This window comes from Cytobacillus oceanisediminis 2691, assembly GCF_007678455.1.
Taxonomy (GTDB): domain Bacteria; phylum Bacillota; class Bacilli; order Bacillales; family Cytobacillaceae; genus Mesobacillus; species Mesobacillus oceanisediminis_A.
On sequence record NZ_VEEP01000010.1, the window covers coordinates 107,580 to 128,555 of the forward strand.

General features: G+C 44.7%; 18 protein-coding genes and 1 riboswitch. Of the genes, 3 read left to right on the forward strand and 15 right to left on the reverse strand.

Annotation, left to right across the window (positions count from 1 at the left end; all coding sequences use genetic code 11):
- Nucleotides 1-9 precede the first annotated feature (9 nt).
- From FS736_RS19075 to FS736_RS19110, 8 genes are all read right to left on the reverse strand, one after another.
- Nucleotides 10-612: an NTP transferase domain-containing protein gene (locus FS736_RS19075; protein ID WP_144480277.1), complete on the reverse strand. Its 603-nt coding sequence runs from the start codon at nt 610-612 to the stop codon at nt 10-12.
- A complete protein-coding gene (locus FS736_RS19080) occupies nt 609-1,634 on the reverse strand; it encodes an XdhC family protein (protein ID WP_144480279.1) in 1,026 nt (341 codons plus the stop codon). The genes FS736_RS19075 and FS736_RS19080 overlap by 4 nt, the downstream gene beginning before the upstream one ends.
- A 56-nt stretch (nt 1,635-1,690) precedes the next feature.
- Nucleotides 1,691-2,707 carry an FUSC family protein gene (locus FS736_RS19085; protein WP_144480281.1) on the reverse strand — a complete coding sequence of 339 codons (1,017 nt, stop codon included), beginning with the start codon at nt 2,705-2,707 and terminating at the stop codon, nt 1,691-1,693.
- A gap of 331 nt (nt 2,708-3,038) precedes the next feature.
- The gene (locus FS736_RS19090; protein WP_144480283.1) at nt 3,039-4,076 is read right to left on the reverse strand and encodes a ribonucleotide-diphosphate reductase subunit beta; all 1,038 of its coding nucleotides are present in this window, start codon (nt 4,074-4,076) and stop codon (nt 3,039-3,041) included.
- Between the two features lie 19 nt (nt 4,077-4,095).
- Complete coding sequence (locus FS736_RS19095; protein ID WP_144480285.1) at nt 4,096-6,318, reverse strand: ribonucleoside-diphosphate reductase subunit alpha; 2,223 nt, start codon at nt 6,316-6,318, stop codon at nt 4,096-4,098.
- Complete coding sequence (locus FS736_RS19100; RefSeq protein WP_144480287.1) at nt 6,296-6,805, reverse strand: acyl-CoA thioesterase; 510 nt, start codon at nt 6,803-6,805, stop codon at nt 6,296-6,298. Before FS736_RS19100 ends, FS736_RS19095 begins: the two co-directional genes overlap by 23 nt.
- A 160-nt stretch (nt 6,806-6,965) precedes the next feature.
- A riboswitch (cobalamin riboswitch) is annotated at nt 6,966-7,150 on the reverse strand.
- A gap of 391 nt (nt 7,151-7,541) precedes the next feature.
- On the reverse strand, nt 7,542-7,937 hold the full coding sequence (locus tag FS736_RS19105) for a VOC family protein (RefSeq protein ID WP_144480289.1): 396 nt from the start codon (nt 7,935-7,937) through the stop codon (nt 7,542-7,544).
- Between the two features lie 117 nt (nt 7,938-8,054).
- Nucleotides 8,055-8,537 (reverse strand): Lrp/AsnC family transcriptional regulator, encoded by a 483-nt coding sequence (locus FS736_RS19110; protein WP_144480290.1) that lies wholly within the window; start codon nt 8,535-8,537, stop codon nt 8,055-8,057.
- A 211-nt stretch (nt 8,538-8,748) separates the two neighbouring features.
- On the opposite strand from FS736_RS19110, the gene FS736_RS19115 reads away from it, so the two are divergent.
- From FS736_RS19115 to FS736_RS19125, 3 genes are all read left to right on the forward strand, one after another.
- A complete protein-coding gene (locus FS736_RS19115) occupies nt 8,749-9,690 on the forward strand; it encodes a DMT family transporter (protein ID WP_144480292.1) in 942 nt (313 codons plus the stop codon).
- A 484-nt stretch (nt 9,691-10,174) separates the two neighbouring features.
- Nucleotides 10,175-11,482: an MFS transporter gene (locus FS736_RS19120; RefSeq protein ID WP_144480294.1), complete on the forward strand. Its 1,308-nt coding sequence runs from the start codon at nt 10,175-10,177 to the stop codon at nt 11,480-11,482.
- Nucleotides 11,483-11,581: 99 nt separating this feature from the next.
- Nucleotides 11,582-11,794, forward strand: a complete 213-nt coding sequence (locus FS736_RS19125; protein WP_144480296.1) for a hypothetical protein — start codon at nt 11,582-11,584, stop codon at nt 11,792-11,794.
- A gap of 38 nt (nt 11,795-11,832) precedes the next feature.
- Here FS736_RS19125 and FS736_RS19130 read toward each other — a convergent pair whose 3' ends face one another.
- The 7 genes from FS736_RS19130 to katG form a co-directional block, all read right to left on the reverse strand.
- Nucleotides 11,833-12,825, reverse strand: coding sequence for an EAL domain-containing protein (locus FS736_RS19130; protein WP_144480298.1), 993 nt, complete (start codon nt 12,823-12,825; stop codon nt 11,833-11,835).
- Nucleotides 12,826-13,015: 190 nt separating this feature from the next.
- Nucleotides 13,016-14,122, reverse strand: a complete 1,107-nt coding sequence (locus tag FS736_RS19135) for a flavin monoamine oxidase family protein (protein WP_144480300.1) — start codon at nt 14,120-14,122, stop codon at nt 13,016-13,018.
- Between the two features lie 211 nt (nt 14,123-14,333).
- A complete protein-coding gene (locus FS736_RS19140) occupies nt 14,334-14,540 on the reverse strand; it encodes a hypothetical protein (protein WP_144480302.1) in 207 nt (68 codons plus the stop codon).
- A gap of 426 nt (nt 14,541-14,966) precedes the next feature.
- Nucleotides 14,967-15,527 carry a sugar O-acetyltransferase gene (locus FS736_RS19145; RefSeq protein ID WP_144480304.1) on the reverse strand — a complete coding sequence of 187 codons (561 nt, stop codon included), beginning with the start codon at nt 15,525-15,527 and terminating at the stop codon, nt 14,967-14,969.
- A 34-nt stretch (nt 15,528-15,561) separates the two neighbouring features.
- On the reverse strand, nt 15,562-16,800 hold the full coding sequence (locus FS736_RS19150; protein WP_144480306.1) for a YecA family protein: 1,239 nt from the start codon (nt 16,798-16,800) through the stop codon (nt 15,562-15,564).
- Between the two features lie 245 nt (nt 16,801-17,045).
- Entirely contained in the window at nt 17,046-18,284 is a 1,239-nt protein-coding gene (gene sstT / locus FS736_RS19155) for a serine/threonine transporter SstT (protein WP_144480308.1), read from the reverse strand.
- A 344-nt stretch (nt 18,285-18,628) separates the two neighbouring features.
- Complete coding sequence (gene katG, locus FS736_RS19160; RefSeq protein WP_144480310.1) at nt 18,629-20,845, reverse strand: catalase/peroxidase HPI; 2,217 nt, start codon at nt 20,843-20,845, stop codon at nt 18,629-18,631.
- Nucleotides 20,846-20,976: the final 131 nt, after the last annotated feature.

Genomic DNA, 20,976 nt, shown 5'->3' on the forward strand with positions numbered 1-20,976 from the left:
CCCCTTGGTTCATTCCAAGGCTTGCAAAATAACGCAATCCTCTTCAGTATCCACATCAAAAAAAAGCAGCGGATCATGGAAATCAATGATTTTGCCTTTATTGAAAAGCTCCCCGCGGAGAATTTTCCTTGCTCCCTGATCCCCCTTCAATTTCTGGAGATACGGAAAGCATTCCGAAGAAAATAACACCGGCGGCATAGGAATCTGCCTCTTCCCCGCCGCTATATAAAAACAGCCAGGCTCCTTTTTATAAGAGTCTATTAAAATATTTATTACCTCTCTATTAATAAAAGGCTGGTCTGCCAGAAGAATCATGACAGCATCCGCTTTTGCCTCAATGGCTTTCTTCAGTCCGCACTGAATCGACAATCCCTGGCCATCGTTCGCACGGAGGCAATCCATACGGCTCCATTTTATAGGTAGTGTTTTGCACTTAAGCCAGTCAAGCGAATCCTCTGTTCTTGTCACCACAATAGTATGGTCGAGATGGGACTCCAAAGCTTCATTCAGGGCGACGGATCCTAAAGGAAGCTGATGATAAGGCAAATACCGTTTATCCCTGCCCATTCGTTTGCTTTCGCCGGCTGCCAGATAGATTCCGATAATGTTCATGAATCAGCCTTCCCCGTTGTCCTCATTTTTCCGATCATCTCAGCCACTATGCTGACGGCTATTTCCTCAGGACCCTCTGCCCCGATCGTAAGTCCAACTGGTGAGGAAACATGATTAGGGATACGCTCACTTCCTAATAGTCGCTGCGTACGTTTCCGGGAACCTAACACACCTAAATAAAACAACGGTTTGTTCAGCAACCGCGAAAGGATATATTGATCTTTTTGGAATTGATGGGTCATCACCACCACAAAATCCTTTTCAGTAAAACTGAGGGTTTTCATAACTTCTTCCGGAGGACCTACAATAAGTTCATTTGCCTCCGGGAAACTATCATGATGGCAAAAAGCAGGGCGCCAATCAATCACACAAACTTCAAAGCCAGTACGTGACGCCAATGAAACTAGCGGTTTCGCATCCTTTCCTGCCCCAAAGACATACAACAGCGGCTTGGGTGCGATTTCATGAATGTAAAATAAATCGGAAGCATGCTTGCTCCTAATTAAGCCTTTTTTCAGGTCGTATGCATGGACTCCTTCATCAACGGCTTCAAAAAACTCGCCGATTCCGAAGTTTGAACCATCTTCAACCGCATAGAAGTCTTCCAATTGCTCGAGGCTTTTGGTGAAGCGGATGATTCTGGTTACTTTCTGTTTTTCCTCCAGTCTATTTTTTAACAACAGAAGGTTTTGCCGCAATTCTCCTGCCACAGGCTCCAATAAAACCGTGATCACCCCATTGCAGCCTGCTCCCTGACCCCATGACGAATCGTCTTCAGCGCTCAAATCGTATTCAACGGTACATGTTCGCCCTTCACACCAGACTTGTTTCGCTCTTTCATTAAGATCCTCTTCCAGGCAGCCTGCTGTCAATGTCCCTACTGTCCGATCGTTATCCAGTATCAGCATCATGGATCCTTCCTTCTTATAAGCGGACCCTTTTACAAGAATAATAGTCGCGAGCACCATGGGCTGTTGCGCAGAACAACCGATTGTCTCCAAAATTCGATATAGATCCTCCACGAATTCCCCCCACTTTATCTACACATCTCTATATGGATATTCTGCATTGCAAATTTTTATATTAATTCTTTTAAGAAATTGCTTGTTGCGATATAGAATGACCCCTTAAATCCCTCGTGGGAAACCTGCGGTAATGCCTGCAATTCGGAATTAAGAACATGATACAGGGTTGCTTGTTCGGTTTTATCCCACTTATCCGTCTCAATTTGAAGGGAAGTCCCAACATTCTTGAAATGGTTGCTGAAATTTTTTATTTGCCTGCCCATATCCGCTTGCTCTCCAGGCGTTAACAGGAGCTCCTTTTCCCAATTTTTAAAATTACCGGTGACTGTAGAAAGATAGGTATGTGCTTTCTCCAGCTTTTGTATTTCAGATTGGCATCTGGAAATGTTGAATTTATGTTTTTTGCCAAAAGGGTTGAACTTCAGGCTTTTGGAGGCGCTCTTCAACAAGGTCTTGGCGGTGCTTAGCTCCTGCTGGAATTGGTTTATACTGCTCTCGACTTCAGTCGATTTCCCCTGTCCCCATTCAAATTCAATCCAGTGCGAAACTTCCGCAAATATATCGGATATCTGCCGTGTCAGTCTTCCAACGGACGCAGCTGCCTGTTTTGTGTAATCAGGAGGATAGAAAAACATGTGAATCAATAAAGCAATCACTGCCCCAACGATGGTATCGACAATCCGGTCCATCGCATAACCCTTTGAATTCCGTTCAAAAACGAAAATAAATAAAATCGTGAGGGCTACCTGATGCAATACCGTTTCATCACGTCTCAGCCATTTTGCGATGAATGTCCCACCTAACATCAATAGCCCCAGCATCCAGCCATTCATGCTTAAACGGCTGACAAGGTATACGGTGGTTATGACACCAATCACCGTCCCGACAACACGATGAATCGAAAAAAAGATCGATTGATAGACGGTCGTCTGTAAGCATAAAACAACGGAAAGCGGCGCCAGGTAAGGGTGATCTGAGCCAACAAGCTTGGCCACCTCCCAGGAAATTGCCGAAGCAATCGCCATTTTCCAAATCAAAACGGTTTTATTTTCCAACTCTTTTAGTTGCATGCCATCATTCTCTCATTCGTTTTTCCGTTATTTTTCTATTTTCCATAGGTTCTTATACAGAGGAGGAAAGTCACTTTCTTATCAATTTGAAATTTCATTTAACAAGTGGAAAACTTTTCGAAAATCAGCTCGTCATTTTTCGTCACCCAGATGCCAGCATCATGAGTCATGGGCACAAAAAAGCCATGATCAGAATCATGGCTTTTCCCGTAAAATATATTTCTGGTAATTTTCCAAGGTCATTGCGTTTTCGGCCAAAACTCGGAATAATAGCCAGTTCGAAGCTAAAGGCTCTATTATATGCACTAGATACCAGGACCAATAGCCACCTCTAAAGCTCATCAAACCCATTCTCATCCGATGTTTTCGTGTACTGTCTTGATTTTTGCTCAAAGAAATCGGTCTTGCCAAGGTCTACCTCCTGATAAGCGATGATCCATCTTAGCGGATTGGTGCGATGTCCTTCGAATGGCGCTGCAAATCCCAGCTGTTCTGCCCGTTTGTTGGCCATGAATTTTATATAAGCCTCCACGTCTGACATCAGCAGGCCATCGATTTGGTTGCCGATAATATAATCAGCCCACTCAATCTCCAGCCGGGCAGCTTCCCGGAAGGCTGCAGTCCCAAACTCCCTCAATGATTGTGAGTCATACTTAGGGTTTTCACGGAGAATCTCTTTGAAAATCTTCTCAAATAATCCTACATGCAGCTGTTCATCACGGTTGATGTAGTTGATCATCGTGCTGGTGCCAACCATTTTCTGATTCCGCGCCAGGTTATAAAAGAAGGAGAATCCCGAGTAGAAGAACAGGCCTTCAAGGATGACGTCATAAACGATGGAATGCAGCAGATTCTCGACATCAGGATTTTCAGCAAAATCCTTATACCCATCTGTTATAAACTCATTCCGCTTGCGCAGGATCGGTTCTGTCCTCCAATAATCGAACACTTCCTCTTGCTTCGCTTTCGATACAATGCTTGACAGCACATAGCTGTAGGAATGATTATGGATCACTTCCTGCTGCGCCAGGATGATCATCAGCGCATTTAGACTGGAATCGGTTAAATAATCGGCCACCTTGCCGGCATAGTCTGTCTGTATGCTGTCGAGCAATGCCAGGAGCCCGATGATTTTTAAAAAGGCATCCTTTTCCTTTTCAGACAGCTGGGAAAATTGCTTGATATCCTTTGACATATTGATTTCAAAAGGGGTCCAGAAATTGCCCAGCATTCTCTTGTATTTTGGATATGCCCACGGAAAGCGGACATCATCCCAATTCAGGATATTTGAACTTTGCCCATTAATAATCCCGGTCGAGGCATTTGGTGCACCGGCATCGACCAGTGATCTCTTCTTCAATTGGTTCATCTTTTTCCGTCCCTTCCTCTTAGCTATGGCAGCTCTCGCATTCGTCCCACTCACTGCTTGATGTCGAACGGACATAATAAGTTGTTTTCAGGCCAGATTTCCAGGCATCCATATGCAGGTCCAGCAGCGCTTTTGCCTTGATGGTATTTTTCACATAAAAATTAAATGAAATGGATTGGTCGATATGGCGCTGGCGCCGCGCATTCTGTTTGATGCTCCAATGCTGGTCAACATTGTAGGCCGTCTTGTAAAACCACATTGTTTCTGCTGATAGATCAGGTGCAGTCACTGGAATCTTGTAATCTTTCTTTTCCTCAGAATATTCGAGCCTGAAAATTGGATCAATACTTGCTGTCGAACCCGCCAGAATCGATGTTGAAGAGTTAGGTGCCACCGCCATCAGGTAACCGTTCCGGATGCCATTCTGCTTTACCTCTTCGGCTAAATCATCCCATCTTTCACCGTTGTACTGTCTCTTCTCGAAAAACTGTCCTGTCGACCAATCGGAACCTTCAAAATAAGGATATGCCCCTTTTTCTTTTGCCTGCTCAAGGCTTGCGCTGATGGTTAAGCAGGCAATCTCTTCATAGAGGGCATCACAATATTCTGCCGCCTCTTCGCTTTCCCATTTGATTCCTTTCAGAGCCAGAAGATGGTGCCAGCCGAATGTTCCCAGACCGATTCCCCGATAATTCTTGTTGGTTATTTGTGCCTGCAGCACAGGGATTTCATTGATATCGATGACATTATCCATCATCCTGACTTGAATATTGATCACTCGTTCAAGTACATCATCCATTACACTTTTGGCAAGGGAAATCGAGGACAGGTTGCAGACGACAAAATCACCCGGCTTTTTATAAATTAAAATTCTTCCGTCCTCGATTGTTTCTTCTTCAAGGAGAGTTGGGCTCATGTTCTGGGTGATTTCCGTGCATAGGTTGCTGCAGTAAATCATCCCTTTATGGTGATTGGCATTCAGCCTGTTGACCTGATCCCTGTAAAACATGTAAGGCGTGCCGGTTTCTAGCTGAGAGACCATGATCGATTTAAAGATTTCAATTGCCGGCACCACTTCACGTGACAACCCTGGATGGTTGACGCATGCCCAATACTTTTCCCGGAATGAACCTGCACCCTTTTCCTCATCAAAATGATCTTCAAGCGAAAATCCCATTACCCGCCTTACTTCATGTGGATCAAACAGATACCAGTCGCCCCGTTTTTCTACCTGTTCCATAAATAAATCAGGAATGCAAATGCCTGTGAATATATCATGGGTCCGCTGGCGCTCGTCACCATTGTTCAGCTTTGCATCAAGGAACGGGAAGATATCTTTATGCCAGACATCAAGGTAAACAGCAATTGCACCCTGCCGCTGCCCTAATTGATCGACCGAAACCGCGGTGTTATTCAGCTGTTTCATCCACGGGATCACTCCGGAACTGATTCCTTTGAAACCTTTGATATCACTGCCGCGGCTTCTGATTTTGCCCAGGTACACGCCTATGCCGCCGCCATTCTTGCTCAAGGTTGAGATATCCGTGTTGGAATCATAGATGCTTCTTAAATCATCCGCTACCGTATCAATAAAGCAGCTCGACAGCTGGCCATAGCTTTTGCCAGCATTCGCAAGTGTCGGTGTTGCTACGGTCATATAGAGATTGGACAGCGCCCAGTATGCCTCCTCTACCAATCCAAGCCGCTTTTCCATCGGTTCTTCTGCCAGCAAGGTCATCGCGATGATCATGAATCTCTCCTGCGGCAGCTCCGCAAAATCGCCTTTTTGAGTGCGTGCAAGATACCTTTCCGCCATCGTGGCAAGCCCTATGTAGGTAAATAATTTGTCTCTCTCGGGATCGATCACTTTTTCAAGATATTCGATTTCTTCCTGGGAATAAGCCTTTACTATTCGGCTATCATAAATCCCGATTCCTATCAGTCTATTGATTAAATCATAGAAGGATCCATAACCAACTCCTTCCCGAAATCCTGCACTAAGCTTGTACAATTTCTTCAAGTAAAAGCGTGCTGCCACATAGGTCCAGTCAGGTTCAATACGGCCGATTCGTTCGACTGCTGTCAAAATTAACATGTTCTCGAGTTGATCGTCTGTCATATTCTTGGCTTCAAGGACCTGGTCGACCTTTTCTTTGAATGGTGAAAAATTTAATTGAGGGAACGATTGTTCAATTTCTGCAATCCGTTTGGCTGCATGATCATCCTTTACTTGAATTTTCATCGATGACTCCTCCTGCTTGTTTACTTTTTTTCTTTTCCAGCCTATGCTGCCTTCTCATGTCCGCCGTGTTGAACAGCTCCCATTCCTCAATACTTTCCGGAATGACCCCGGCGACTGGAACGGGCACACCTTTTTCATCCTTTGCCACCATGGTTAAAATCGAGGTGGTCGTCAAAGTCTTTTTACGCGTATTCAAGTTCTCGCTTTCCACTTTCACGAACACTTCCATCGACGTCCTCCCTGTTGAAATCACCACAGCTTCAAGCGTTAAGATATCGCCCACTACTGCCGATGACAGGAAATTCACTGAGTCAATCGAAGCCGTAACAACTGCCATCCTGCTGTGCTTCATCGCTGCAATCGCTGCGATTTCATCAATATAGGACAACACGGTGCCGCCAAAAATCGTTCCAAGATGATTCGTGTCCGGAGGCAAAACCAGCCGGTTCTGCAAAGTCCTGGACACATTTGTAGATAATCCTTCCATTCCTGACCTCCTGTTTGAAAAATGCTCCCTGAAAATGAGAAAAACCCATCTCGAAAGATGGGTTTAAGTAACGTTGATCAATTAACACCTCATATGTATCTGCAAAACTACATGAGCCTATCAATTTATCCCCGTAATACCTTCCCAATTCCCGAAGAAGATAACACGCATAAATATGGCAGGTCTCCTGACTTGTGCTTCACCCTACTTTAAGGCCTTCCCATCCATTTTTAAGACAGTGGTTCATCCTTATTTCGTCAGCACTTACAGTTGCGGGAACAGTTCTGGACTTTCACCAGATTCCCTATTAAGTCTTGTTCAGACACCATACTTACCGGCAATTTCAATATTTAGTTATATTAATCTCTTTCCAACACAATATATCGTGTTATGAATTGATAGTAAATCATCTCTGAGGGTTTTTCAACTATTTTCATAACAGCACGCCAATTATGAGTGTGGTCGATATATTGCGAAATGTGGCCGATATAATTAAATTTTCGCCAATAAATTGAAACGCTGATGCTTGGAACATAACCCCGCAAGCGGAGAATCCCATGGGGCCGGCCACGCTCAACCTGAATTCGCTTATTATCAATAAATTTAATCAAACGTTTGATTAAACATTACGGGCACAAAAAAAATCCACAAGAAGAAGTCTTTTGTGGATTTTTTTTGGCCTTGCCTCGTGCGCACTTATTCAATCATCTCGGATATTGTTCACATATCAAAGATTCTATTTCGCATTCTCATCAGGTTGATGAATTCCGAAGACATTCCCTTCAGTATCGATATAATATCCTTGCCACGCCATTCCAGGGAGGGCATATTTGGGTATTGAAACATTGCCGCCGTTCTCGAGAATTTTCGCTTCAGTTTCATCATAGTTTTCTACTCCCATTGTGCATGCAAATCCATTTAATGCTTGGTTAGCTTCTGGAGGAGCACTCTGCCGCTGCATTAATGCACCATTGATTCCAGGCTCTTTTTCTTCGCCAGTCACAGCACCGAAGTATGGCATTCCTGCATATTCACTCCAATCTTGAAATGACCATCCGAATACCTCTCCATAAAACTTCTTAGCCCGATCCATATCACTTACATGAACTTCAAAATGAACTAATCTACCCATGATGACCTCCTGAATAAAAATTAGATGCTATTTATGTATATCGTAAGGACAAACTTATCTCCCTTTATTATAGGATATCCAAACAAATATATTCAATATTTTAAAAAATCCAACTCTTTATTCGTCACCATGTATTGGCAAAACGGTAGAATCCTTGATTTCCCTCAAAGCAAGGCTTGTTTGTATCCTGGTGACCCCCAGCTCATTCAGCTTTCTAATAAATATCTCCAGGCTTTTGCGATCCTTGCAGGCAACCTTTAGCAGATAATCATACTCGCCTGATAAGCAATGACACTCGAGGACTTCCTTCATTGCTTCCAATGAACCTTCCAGTGATGCGAGCTTTTCAGCCTGGTGCATATTGGTGCTTATAAATATAAAGCATAGCAAATCAAAACCAAGCTTCTCATGATTTAAAATCGCGACCTGCTTTTTGATATATCCTTCAGACTCCAATCTCTTGATTCTTGCATGAACCGCCGGTGCCGATAAATTCACACGCTTTGACAGTTCAAGATTGCTTAGCTGTGCATCCTTTTGCAGTAAATCCAAAATTCTAATATCCACATTGTCCAAAACTTTGCTGACAATCGACTCCATGACTCATCATCCTTTTCAATTATTCAAAAAACAGATCTAACCACTATTCGAAAATGAATTTTTTAAACTAAAAATCTATATTACTTTCATTTATTTCAAATAATATAAATTATACAAAATATCATTATGTTTTTTAACTAAAATGTTAAAATAATTCATATGAACAATGTCATTGTGCACAATGGCTCTTTTAGAAGGGGAGCTAAATGACGTGAAATATTATATCTTATTGCTACTGACCAGCTTTCTTTGGGGCGGTAATTTTATCGTGGGAAAAACGCTAGTTGAGCATGCTTCCCCTGCCACCCTGACCATCCTAAGATGGGCTATTGCAATCATCTTCCTGATCCCGCTTGTCTGGCGGATAGAAAAAAAGCTGATTCCTCCAAAGGAATCGATCCTCCCGTTATTTTTGATGGGGGTCACTGGCGTGGCCTTGTTTCAGGCATTGCAATTTATGGCCCTGGAAAAGACGTCGGCTACCAACGTCGGTTTAATATCGACGTTAAACATGTTTTCAATTGCTGCATTCTCTTTCTTTTTTCTAAAGGAAAAAATAAACTCTCTTCAGGTCCTTTCAATGGTCGTCTCATTATTTGGCGTTTTGCTTGTTCTTTCAAAAGGAAATTTCGAGTCATTGTTTGCCTTGAAGGTCAACACTGGGGATATCTATATGCTGGCAGCAGTGGGCATGTGGGGAATGTATTCGGTCTTTAGCAAATGGGCGATGGCATCCGTTACACCGATGATGTCCACCCTTTATTCTGGCATTTTCGGTTTGCTGGTCCTTCTGCCTTTTACGATTTCAGATTTCACAGTCACAAACGTAAATGCATCATTCATCCAATCTATTTTATATACAGGCCTGATCTCCACAGTCCTTTGCATGGTCCTATGGAATATCGGGGTAAATAAACTCGGCCCAAGTGCCGCCGGGCTGTTTCTGAATTTCAACCCAGTATTCACAGCTGTTTTAGCCTTTGCTTTTTTGGGTGAGAAAATGACATGGACCCAGGGCGCCGGCAGTATCATCGTCATCGCAGGCTGCTTCTTATTTACCTTTTTGAAAAACAAGCCTGCTCCTTTAAAAGAAAAGCAGCTGGCAATTTCTAGACCTATTTTAGCTGGAGAGCCAATCAAGCAAAGAAATTAACAAAGAACAGCCTTATGCATAACCGGATAAGGCTTTTTTATGTTTCTGGATTCCATAATGAGTTGGTCGATATATTGCGAAATGTGGTCGATATAATCTTAAATGTGGTCGATAAAATCAAAAATCCGCTGATATATTTTAAAATGTGGTCGATATATTGGAATTTTCGCCAATAACCGGCGCCCCGACATGCTTTTTGCCTTTATTCGAGGCTAATCTCGATCTCGTTGTCATGTAATCGCACACTTTTTATGTTTTCTCCATGTAAATTCATCCGTTTCCAAAATCTAAAGAGCCTCCCCACACCCAAACACCCCTATAGGTGTTTTCCCTCAGACTTTCACTGCTCCCTGTCAAAATTTGTTCAAGACTTTTTGACAGAATTGTGATGGTGTCTCCAGATGTGAGGTTCGTCACAACTGATGTGTGATATAAATGGTTTATTAATCTTGTAAACACTCATATCACATATGGAGGAATTAAAATGGCTCGCATAAATACATGGAACCCTGAAGACGATCGTTTCTGGCAATCTGAAGGAAAAAAACATGCCCAACGTAACTTATGGATTTCGGTACCTTCCTTGATGCTCGCATTCATTGTCTGGCAAATCTGGTCTGTGGTTGCAATTCGCCTTAATGATATTGGTTTTAATTTTACTGATCAACAGCTGTTCGCATTGGCAGCCATGCCTGGTCTTGTTGGTGCCACGCTGCGGTTTGTGTACACATTTGGAGTAGGAATGATCGGCGGCCGCAACTGGACAGTCCTGACAACTGCAGTGCTCGCAATTCCCGCTGTCGGCATCGGCTTCGCGGTCCAGAATCCTGACACACCTTACTCAGTGATGCTTTTACTCGCTGCACTTTGCGGCCTGGGTGGCGGAAACTTTTCCAGTTCTTCATCCAACATCAGCTTCTTTTTCCCGAAAAAAGCACGTGGTACTGCACTTGGTATCAATGGCGGTTTAGGCAACATGGGTGTATCTGTTGTTCAATTCGTAACACCACTAATCATTACAACTGGAACCTTCGCTTTTATCGCTGGCGATGGACAGAAATTATCTAACGGCCAGGAAGTATGGCTTCAAAACGCAGCATTCATCTGGCTGATCCCAATCGCAATTGTCACAATCGCTGCATGGTTCGGCATGGATAACCTGCCTGGCACAAAGCAATCGTTCTCTGATCAATTCGTCATTGTAAAAAGAAAGCACACTTGGATCATGACATGGCTATACGTGGCAACATTCGGATCTTTCATCGGTTACTCAGCGGCATTCCCGCTTTTATTGAAAACGCAGTTCCCTGAATATATCTCACTAGCCTTCCTTGGCGCCTTCCTTGCTGCGGGTGCACGCCCTATCGGCGGATGGATGGCTGATAAAATGGGCGGAGCAAAGCTGACATCCATCGTCCTGGTTGTGATGATGGCTGGTGCTGGAAGCGTCATTTACTTCCTTGGCACGAAGCAATTTGGCGGCTTCCTGGCTTCATTCATGGTTCTGTTCATCGCTTCTGGCATCGGTTCTGGATCAACATTCCAGATGATCCCTGGAATCTTTGTTCCGAAAGAAGCAGCCCCAGTACTCGGCTTTACGGCAGCATTCGCAGCGTACGGATCCTTCCTGATTCCAAAGCTGTTCGGCTGGTCCGTGAAAATTTCCGGAGGGTATGTACCAGCATTCTCCATCTTCATCGGCTTCTATGTGATCTCAATCGTCCTCAACTGGTACTATTACCAGAGGAAAGAATCTGTGGCCGTATTTGAAGCACAAAAGACAACAGCGTAAATTTGAAAGCCTCTCCCATTTTGCGGGGGAGGCTTTTTACCATATTTTATGTTTTAAAGCCAGAAATTTTGGGTATATAGAACTATACAGATAGAGAGGATGATTATTTTTCCAAAGGGGGAGATTAAGCTGCTAACACTTTTTCTATTCCAAAGGGAACTGATCCAACTGAAAATTGAATATCAGTCAAGTGCCGACACATTCATCAAACAGCAAATTCTTAAAGACATTGCGCTCCTGACAGAAGCAATAAATGAAATGAAAGAGATGTTGGAAGCAAAACGCTCCATGCATTATGCCGATGATATATAGCAAAAAGAAACCGTATTTTGCACGGTTTCTTTTCTTTATTATTCTTCTGCTGATTTTTCAATTGGCGCAGGTTTGCCAAAAAAGTACCCCTGGAACAGCTGATATCCTTTTTCCTTTAGCCACTCAAAATCTTCCGCAGATTCAATTCCTTCCGCAAGCGGAACAGATCCCAGTTTCTTCGCTTCAGTTAAGAATGCAGAAGCAGTCCGCTGCTTTTGAAGATTTGCAGCCACTCCCTGTACATACTTCATATCTAGTTTCATATAATGCGGCTGCAGGTCGGAAAGCAGCTCCAATGTGCTGTACCCTTCACCCACATCATCAAGCGCGTAACGGAAACCTTTTTCTTTGTAAAAAGTGAGGATTCTTTTCAGATGATCCGTATCCTCGACATTTTCTGTTTCAACGACTTCAAAAACAAGCCGTCCCGGATCGACTCCCAGTCGGTCAGCCAGCATCGTCGTCGACTTCAGGCAGAATTCAGGAGAATAAATCGATGTCGGAATAAAATTGATGAACGCCTTCTTATCCGTAAATGAGGCGGCCCTGACGGCGGCCATACGGCAAATCCGATCAAGAGCATACAACCGGTCACGCTTTTTGGCAGCTCCGAAAATTGCACCAGGATAAATCACCGAACCATCCTCTCGGTAAAATCTGGCTAGCATCTCATGGGCGTAAACCTTGCCTCCAGCATCAACTATCGGTTGGGCATGGCAAGTAACCAGCTCTTTTCGGATAACCTCGTCGATCCATTCACTTTCGAGGATTTCTTCTGCTTCCGAGAGAAGCCTCCATTTTTCTTCATCCAGCCGAAAAAACACCTTGCCCGGCTCCATATGATCATGGCAAAAATCAAGGAAATCCCTCATCCCTGCTTCGCTAACAACCAGTGAACCCCCTTCCGACCGCACCAGTTCACCGTTACGCTCCATGTGACGAACCACTTCAGGAAAAATGGTAACATTCTGCTCCCCTTCTACCCTTATCTCAAACTGTAAATTTCCAACCACACACGCATTGCAACTCATAGTATATAGCGTCCTCTCAAGTTAGGTAATTCTTACTATATCACTGTGTTAATAATAGGTAAATTTAATAGTTACATTAAACCAGATTTCTGCTGAGGCATGGTCCTGTTCCACTAACTACAGTTGCGCAAACAAAAAAGCGCCTCATCCGTTTTATCGGAAAAGGCACGCTTTCGTTTTATATCTATCGTTACAGTTTATTCTCATCAACCAGTTTCATCAAAACAGATGCCGCTCGCTCCGCTGACAAAAGAGCTCCTTCAAGATGCCCGCCATGACCAGGCGCTGTCTCAGTACCTGCAAAAATAACCCTCTTGCCCCACGAACTCATTCCTGCCGGGAGGCCATAGTCCGGAAAGCTGGTCAACGGAGGAAGATCTTGTTCCACTGCTGTTTGAGGATCACCTGCCCAATCTTTATACAGGAAAGCCATCGGTTTTTCAGCCGAAGGGCCAAAAAGCCGTGTCAATTGGTCAATGACAAGATAATGTAAGTGTTCTTCACCAAGTTCTTGCCGGATTTTTGCCGGAATGCCGAAAAAGCCAAAAAGTGCGCCGTACCCTGTTTCTGGCGATGCATCATGGATCTCCTGCAAAGGACCAGACCAGCTGGTGACCTGGCCGGAAAGACCGTCTTCCCTCCAGAATGGACGGTCATAAATCGCAATCGCTTTGGCCTGGCCCGCCATCCATGTTGGCTTGTCTTTCATGCTCGCTAAAATTCCATCTGGAAGAGAAGGTGAAAAGTCGATCCTTTCAGCGATGATCCGAGGCGGCAATGCCAGGATTACCGCTCCAGCATGAATGCTCTTCTTTTTCCCTGTAAGTTCTTCCGCTTCGATTGTCACTTGATCATCGAGTTGGATAGCCGTAACCCGTGTATTCAGCTCGATCGTGCCCGAAGGAAGCGTGAATGCGATGGCATCAATAAGGGATTGGATACCGCCAGCCAGACGCACAGACCTCTCAACAGCACCTTCTGCCAAAACATGCCGCTGGATGGGGCCAGTTTTCGATTGCTCATAAAGCATTGCGCCCGAGGTATGCTGTTCAATAGTGGACAATCCAAGTTCTTTGACCAAATTAGTGATGACAGGTTCATGATCCGGCCAGAACCAGGTAGGACCCAGATCAAACTTGCCGAGCTCCGGCATGTCTTGGGCCTCCATGCTCAAAACCCTGCCTCCAATTCGATCACGCGCCTCCAACACCCGGCAGCTGATTCCATTTGCCTGAAGCAAAGCAGCAGCACGAAGCCCTGCCAGACCCGCTCCGACAATGACGACCGGTTCATTCATAGTTGTTCCCTCCAATAATTAACACTTGTTCGGATTCGGGTACAGATTCGGAAATTTCTCCCGCTCTTAACGTTGATTTTGTCCGAAGTTGACCCAGGTTCGGACGTTTCTCCGGCTCTTCCCGTTGACTTTGTCCGAAGTTGACCCGGGTTGGACATTTCTCCGGCTTTTCTTGATGACTTTGTCCGAAGTCAGACCAGGTTCGGACATTTCACGAACTCTTTACGATGATTTTGTCCGAAGTTGACCCAAGTTCAGACATTTCTCCGGCTTTCCATACTGATTTTGTCCGAAGTTGACCCAGGTTCGGACATTTCTCCGGCTTTCCATACTGATTTTGTCCGAAGTTGACCCAGGTTCGGACATTTCTCAGGCTCTTACCGATGACTTTGTCCGAAGTCAGATCAGGTTCGGACATTTCTGTAGCTCTTACCGATGACTTTGTCCGAAGTCAGACCAGGTTCGGACATTTCACGAGCTCTTCACGATGACTTTGTCCGAAGTTAGATCAGGTTCGGACATTTCACGAGCTCTTCCCGATGACTTTGTCCGAAGTTAGATCAGGTTCGGACATTTCACGAGCTCTTCACGATGACTTTGTCCGAAGTCAGATCAGGTTCGGACATTTCTCCTGCTCTTACTGATGATCTTGTCCGAAGGTGAACCTGGTTCGGACATTTCTCCCGCTCTTACCGTGAACTTGTCCGAAGTCAGACCAGGTTCGGACATTTCACAAGCTCTTCACGATGATTTTGTCCGAAATAGCCCCAAGTTCGGGCATTTAGACTTGTCCGAAAAAAAGCATAATCTCCCCCACAACACTTCAACTTCAAAACCTTCCGACTTACAACTCAATCCGCTTAATCACTTTAGCCGGGTTACCGCCAACGACGACATTATCCGGGACATCCTTCGTCACGACTGCTCCTGATGCAATCACCACATTGTCTCCCACTGTAACTCCTGGATTTATGATGGCACCCCCGCCAATCCATACATTGTTTCCAAACGTGATTGGCTTCGCATATTCCCTGCCAGAGTTACGTTTCGTCGGATGGAGCGGATGTGTGGCCGTATAGATTTGCACGCCAGGGGCGAGCATACAATTATCGCCAAAGCGGACTTCACTCACATCGAGGATGGTACAGTCAAAATTGGCATAAAAATTTTCTCCTACATGTGTGTTATAGCCATAATCAAATCGGATATTCGGCTCCATAAAAACAGCGTCTCCCGTAGAACCTAGCAATTCCTTTAGTAACTGCGTTCGTTTTTCTCCTTCCGTTTCCAGTGTTTGATTATAGATCCTGACTTTGCGTCTGGCTTCCTCACGATCTTTTACCAGTACCGGATCAGCAGGGTTGTACATTTCCCCGGCCACCATCTTCTCTTTTTCCGTTTTCATTTTATATGACCTTCTTTCGCTTTTATCAAATTGCCTATTTCCCGCAGCATTTCTTATACTTTTTCCCGCTTCCGCAAGGGCAGGGATCGTTGCGTCCAACTTTTTGTCTGGTGCTAAAATCGATTACATTTGAAGGACTGTGAGGCTGTAGAAAAGGATGCGCGGGCTTGGATTTCAAATGGTTTTCTCTTTCTTTTCTCAGTTCCGTTGGTTTGTAACCTTTCAGAGCCCACTTGCGCGTATTGTTGTAGACCTCCATGACATGTGCGGTCAGCTGCTGCACAAATTCGAAGGTAGGAAACTCTAAAGCACTTTGTAAATACTCAATCAATTTTGATGGAGGATCATTTGAATTGATCATATAAATTAATGCTTCCGCAATTTCATCTTTATCCTCTGCTGTCATGTCATATGATTCAGATAAAAAACGGAGGAATTTCACCATTTCGGGAGATTTATCAATGAATCCGGGTTGACCGGCAATAAAAAACTGCTTCTTGGTGAACGGATAATAATCAACATCCGGCCTTGAACGATGTTCTTCAATAATTTCTTCAACATTATTTATACTCTCATCTACGAGATATCCGTCCAAGCGATGGTAGTAAACACCCATTAGCTGATAATAGTCACTAGCCAGCCTGACTACCTGCGAGTATTTTCTAATATCCACTTCATTCTTCGTTAAATCTTCAAGCTTATCAATCATTTTTGAAGATTCGATGACACCATAATAATAGGTCATCCCGTGAATCAGCCGGATCCATTCTGAATTTCGCTGGATGCATTCCTGCAGCTTAGCCTGGTCAATTTGTTTAAATTGATCTAAAAGCTCAACCGGCATCGCGTATTGCTTTTGACCATTCAGCATGACCGGAAAAACGATTCCCAGGTTCATGAGCGAGTTTATGTTGTAATCGAGAGACACATCTTCAATTGGCAATAAGCCGGATTTCTTAATTAGTTTTTTTATCAGGTTGTACATTTCTTGATCAAATATTGATAACACCCTTTCAAGGTGTGCAGGAATGACCTGTGCAAGTTCAGCTGCAAGCTCTGCCTTTTTCAGGGTGCTCATTCCGCCAAGTTCAAGTTGTTTACGGATTGCGTCTAATTCAACTTTTGTCAGCACTGATAAAACATCAATCAGACGGACAGGTGCCTCAGCCTTCTTCCAGAACTTTTTTTCCATTTTCCCAAACTGACGATAAGATACCCCCAGATCTTCCAGGGCATTCATAAGATTTTTGTTTTTTTCATCTATTTTAGACATCTTTGACTCCTTTTTATCGCATTTTCATGCTATGTAACTATGATTACGTGTCTTCTGCTTACACAGAAAAAGCGCACCTCAATTGATGTGCACTTTTATCTTATCTTAATATAAGCTCCAACTGGAAGCAAAGGGACTTCCCCTTGCCACCAGTGGATGTGGTCGATAAAATTGAAAATCCGCTGATATATCTGAGAATATGGTCGATATGTTTTAACTTTCGCCAATAAGTGAAAAGCAGCCAATTATGATGCTTTTTTGATGTTGATGACTTTTCCTTCCTGGCGCCATTTCTTGAATTCTACTGCAGCCGTGAATAGAACGTCTGTCGATGAGTTAAGCGCTGTTTCAAAGGAGTCCTGAAGAACGCCAATGATAAAGCCTACTGCAACCACTTGCATCGCGACATCATTCGGGATGCCGAATAAGCTGGATGCAAGAGGGATCAGCAATAACGAACCGCCTGCAACGCCCGAAGCACCGGCAGCACTGATGGCGGCCATCACACTCAGAAGGATGGCAGTCGGAATATCCACCTGAATGCCAAGTGTATGGACTGCAGCAAGTGTCATGACGGAGATCGTCACGGCAGCTCCAGCCATATTAATCGTTGCGCCTAATGGAATTGAAACAGAATAGGAGTCCTTATCAAGCCCTAATTCTTCGCAGATTTTAATATTCACAGGGATATTTGAAGCTGAACTTCGTGTAAAGAAGGCTGTAATCCCGCTTTCCTTCAAGCATTTAAAAACAAGCGGATATGGATTTTGCCTGATTAAAGTGAACACGATGATTGGATTGACGATAAGTGCAACTGCAAGCATGCATCCAATCAGGACAGCAAGCAATTTTCCATAGCCAAGCAAAGAACTGAGACCGTTTGTCGTGATCGATTCAAATACCAGGCCCATGATGCCAAGCGGAGCGAATTTTATCACCCATGCGACGATTTTGGACATCGCATCGGCAAAATTTCCAATTATCGTTTTTGTGGAATCTGCTGCACTCTTCAGGGCAAGACCGATCAGGACAGCCCAGGCTAAAATACCGATATAATTAGCATTTATAATAGCGTTAACCGGATTATCTACAATGTTGAGCAATAAGGTTTTAAGTACCTCGACGACACTTCCTGGAGGCGTCACACCCTCAGCGCCAGCCGTAAGCTTTAAGCTGACCGGGAACATAAAGCTGGCAATAACGGCAATAAGTCCTGCCGCAAACGTTCCAAAAAGATACAGGAAAAGGATTGTTTTCATGTTTGTTTTCTGCCCGCGCCTATGCTGGGCAATCGCCGACATAACCAGGAATAATACCAAAACAGGAGCAACTGCTTTCAGGGCCCCTACAAATAATGACCCAAAGATAGCAACCGGCTTTGCAATTTCAGGGATTGTCAGTGCCAGGATCACACCAATTAATAGACCCGCAATAATTTGTTTCACCAGGCTTACTCGGTTCAACTTCTTCAGTAAATCGTTCATCGTCATCTCCCCCACAAGTAAGTTCTCTTTTTGAGTGCATAAGGTCAGTTAAAGGACAATCATTAACTGTCCTCTTTAAAAATACAACTGTCCGCGTACTAAGTATTATAGAGGCTGAAATATTATATTACAATACAAAGATTTTAACATATAAAAAATCTCAACTTTCTAAATACTCAATAATCATACCTTAACTATTAGCAGGTTGTTAATAGATAATTGTTCCCAGAAAATCAGGTTTTTTAACCACTGCGCTCATGCCATATTGAATTTTTCACTCGCGCCCCGGTTCGAGCGCAGAAAAAATAGCAGATCATTTTACTGACCTGCTATCTTACAAACTATTAATTTATTGCTAATTCTGAAGTTTCATCAACATTTGCATGCAGGTCAAAACGATCTGCATTCATTACCTTGACCCACGCAGAAATAAAGTCGCGAACAAACTTCACTTTGTTATCGTCCTGGGCATACACTTCCGCAATCGCACGCAGCTGTGAGTTGGAACCAAAGACGAGGTCTACTCTGGTAGCTGTACGTACAACATCACCCGTTTTACGGTCACGGCCCTCATATACTCCGCCCTCTGCAGGCTTCCATTCCACTCCCATATCGAGCAGGTTCACAAAGAAATCATTGGTGAGCGTGCCGACACGGTCAGTGAATACACCGTGTTTTGTCCCGCCATGGTTTGTGCCGAGGACGCGCATGCCGCCAATCAGGGCCGTCATTTCAGGTGCACTGAGGTTTAATAGCTGCGCCTTATCCAGCAAGAGCTCTTCCGGACTTACGCCATACTGCTTTTTCTGATAGTTGCGGAAGCCATCGGCAAAGGGCTCAAGCACTGCAAAGCCTTCAGCATCAGTTTGCTCTTCTGTTGCATCCCCGCGCCCCGGAGCAAACGGAACAGTTACATCAAAGCCTGCGTCATGTGCAGCTTTCTCGATCGCTGCACTGCCGCCAAGTACGATCAAATCGGCAAGGCTGACTTCCTGGTCCAGCTGGCTTTGAATGTCTTCAAGTGTATTGAGTACCTTTGAAAGCTGCTCCGGCTGATTCACTTCCCAGTCCTTTTGCGGAGCCAGTCGCACGCGGGCACCGTTCGCTCCTCCGCGGAAGTCAGATCCGCGGAAAGTACTTGCCGATGCCCAGGCCGTTGTCACTAACTCACTGATGGAAAGTCCCGAGTCAAGAATCAATTCCTTTATCTTTTTTACTTCCCCATCCGTTAATTCATAATCTACAGCGGGAACAGGGTCTTGCCAGACGAAATCTTCTTTTGGAACTTCCGGACCGATATACCTTGATTTAGGGCCCATGTCTCGATGCAATAACTTGAACCAAGCTTTGGCAAAAGCATCCGCAAACTCATCTGGATTCTGATGGAATCGGCGGGCCACTTTTTCATATGCCGGATCATGGCGCAAGGCAATATCGGTTGTAAGCATCATGGTTGGAACTTTTACAGAATGATCTTCTGCATCCGGAGCAAGATCTTTCTCGGCAGGATCCACAGCCAGCCACTGATAGGCACCAGCCGGACTCTTTGTCAGCCACCATTCATAGCCAAACAGTAAATCAAAGTAGCCATTATCCCACTGTGTCGGATTTGCCGTCCAGGCTCCTTCGAGGCCGCTAGTGATGGTATCACGTCCTCTGCCGCTGCCATATGCGTTATTCCAGCCCAAACCCATCTCTTCAATCGGAGCTGCTTCCGGTTCCGGACCTACTTTGGCCGCGTCCCCTGCACCATGGGCTTTACCAAAAGTATGGCCGCCAGCGATCAGCGCTACTGTTTCTTCATCGTTCATTCCCATCCTTGCAAAAGTTTCGCGAATATCCCGGGCTGCTGCGAGTGGGTCCGGCTTGCCATTCGGTCCTTCAGGATTCACATAGATAAGACCCATTTGTACCGCAGCAAGCGGGTTCTCCAGCTCGCGGTCGCCTGTATACCGTTTATCCCCGAGCCACTCTGATTCAACACCCCAATAAGTGTCTTCTTCCGGATGCCAGATATCGGGGCGTCCTGCGCCAAAGCCGATTGTCTTGCCGCCCATCGACTCAATCGCCACATTGCCTGCCAGTAAAATCAAGTCAGCCCATGAAATCTTGTTGCCATACTTCTGCTTGACTGGCCATAACAGTCGGCGGGCCTTATCCAGGTTGCCGTTATCAGGCCAGCTGTTCAGCGGCGCAAAACGCTGAGAACCCGTTCCGCCGCCGCCCCGGCCATCGCCAATACGATACGTTCCTGCTGAGTGCCAGGCCATCCTGATGAACAATGGCCCATAATGACCGTAGTCAGCCGGCCACCAGTCCTGGCTTGTTGTCATGAGTTCTTGAAGATCCTGCTTAAGTGCATCATAGTCCAGCTTTTTAAATTCTTCATTATAATTAAAATCTTCTCCCATAGGGTTGGATTTGCGGTCATGCTGATGAAGGATGTTCAATTGCAGCTGATTTGGCCACCAGTCTCTATTTGCCGTACCACTCGTTTTTTGACTAGTAGCACCCCCGTGCATCACCGGGCATTTTCCAACCTTTGCAGTATCCTTGTCCATTTTCGTTCCCCTTTCGCAAAAATAAAAATAATTAAGCTTTCAACATTAATAACTATGAAAGGGACAAGGGATTTAGTATTTATAATTGGAATCTTTTATGAATAGGGGCATCTGAGGGGGATAGGGGAGTG

Excerpts from the sequence above, each read along its gene's own strand:
- sstT (WP_144480308.1), bottom strand. The coding sequence starts at position 18,284 with ATGAACGATTTACTGAAGAAGTTGAACCGAGTAAGCCTGGTGAAACAA.
- katG (WP_144480310.1), bottom strand. The coding sequence starts at position 20,845 with ATGGACAAGGATACTGCAAAGGTTGGAAAATGCCCGGTGATGCACGGG.
- FS736_RS19085 (WP_144480281.1), bottom strand. The coding sequence starts at position 2,707 with ATGCAACTAAAAGAGTTGGAAAATAAAACCGTTTTGATTTGGAAAATG.
- FS736_RS19105 (WP_144480289.1), bottom strand. The coding sequence starts at position 7,937 with ATGGGTAGATTAGTTCATTTTGAAGTTCATGTAAGTGATATGGATCGG.
- FS736_RS19120 (WP_144480294.1), top strand. The coding sequence starts at position 10,175 with ATGGCTCGCATAAATACATGGAACCCTGAAGACGATCGTTTCTGGCAA.
- FS736_RS19145 (WP_144480304.1), bottom strand. The coding sequence starts at position 15,527 with ATGAAAACGGAAAAAGAGAAGATGGTGGCCGGGGAAATGTACAACCCT.
- FS736_RS19100 (WP_144480287.1), bottom strand. The coding sequence starts at position 6,805 with ATGGAAGGATTATCTACAAATGTGTCCAGGACTTTGCAGAACCGGCTG.
- FS736_RS19110 (WP_144480290.1), bottom strand. The coding sequence starts at position 8,537 with ATGGAGTCGATTGTCAGCAAAGTTTTGGACAATGTGGATATTAGAATT.
- FS736_RS19150 (WP_144480306.1), bottom strand. The coding sequence starts at position 16,800 with ATGTCTAAAATAGATGAAAAAAACAAAAATCTTATGAATGCCCTGGAA.
- FS736_RS19140 (WP_144480302.1), bottom strand. The coding sequence starts at position 14,540 with ATGTCCGAACCTGATCTGACTTCGGACAAAGTCATCGGTAAGAGCCTG.
- FS736_RS19130 (WP_144480298.1), bottom strand. The coding sequence starts at position 12,825 with ATGAGTTGCAATGCGTGTGTGGTTGGAAATTTACAGTTTGAGATAAGG.
- FS736_RS19135 (WP_144480300.1), bottom strand. The coding sequence starts at position 14,122 with ATGAATGAACCGGTCGTCATTGTCGGAGCGGGTCTGGCAGGGCTTCGT.
- FS736_RS19125 (WP_144480296.1), top strand. The coding sequence starts at position 11,582 with ATGATTATTTTTCCAAAGGGGGAGATTAAGCTGCTAACACTTTTTCTA.
- FS736_RS19090 (WP_144480283.1), bottom strand. The coding sequence starts at position 4,076 with ATGAACCAATTGAAGAAGAGATCACTGGTCGATGCCGGTGCACCAAAT.
- FS736_RS19095 (WP_144480285.1), bottom strand. The coding sequence starts at position 6,318 with ATGAAAATTCAAGTAAAGGATGATCATGCAGCCAAACGGATTGCAGAA.
- FS736_RS19075 (WP_144480277.1), bottom strand. The coding sequence starts at position 612 with ATGAACATTATCGGAATCTATCTGGCAGCCGGCGAAAGCAAACGAATG.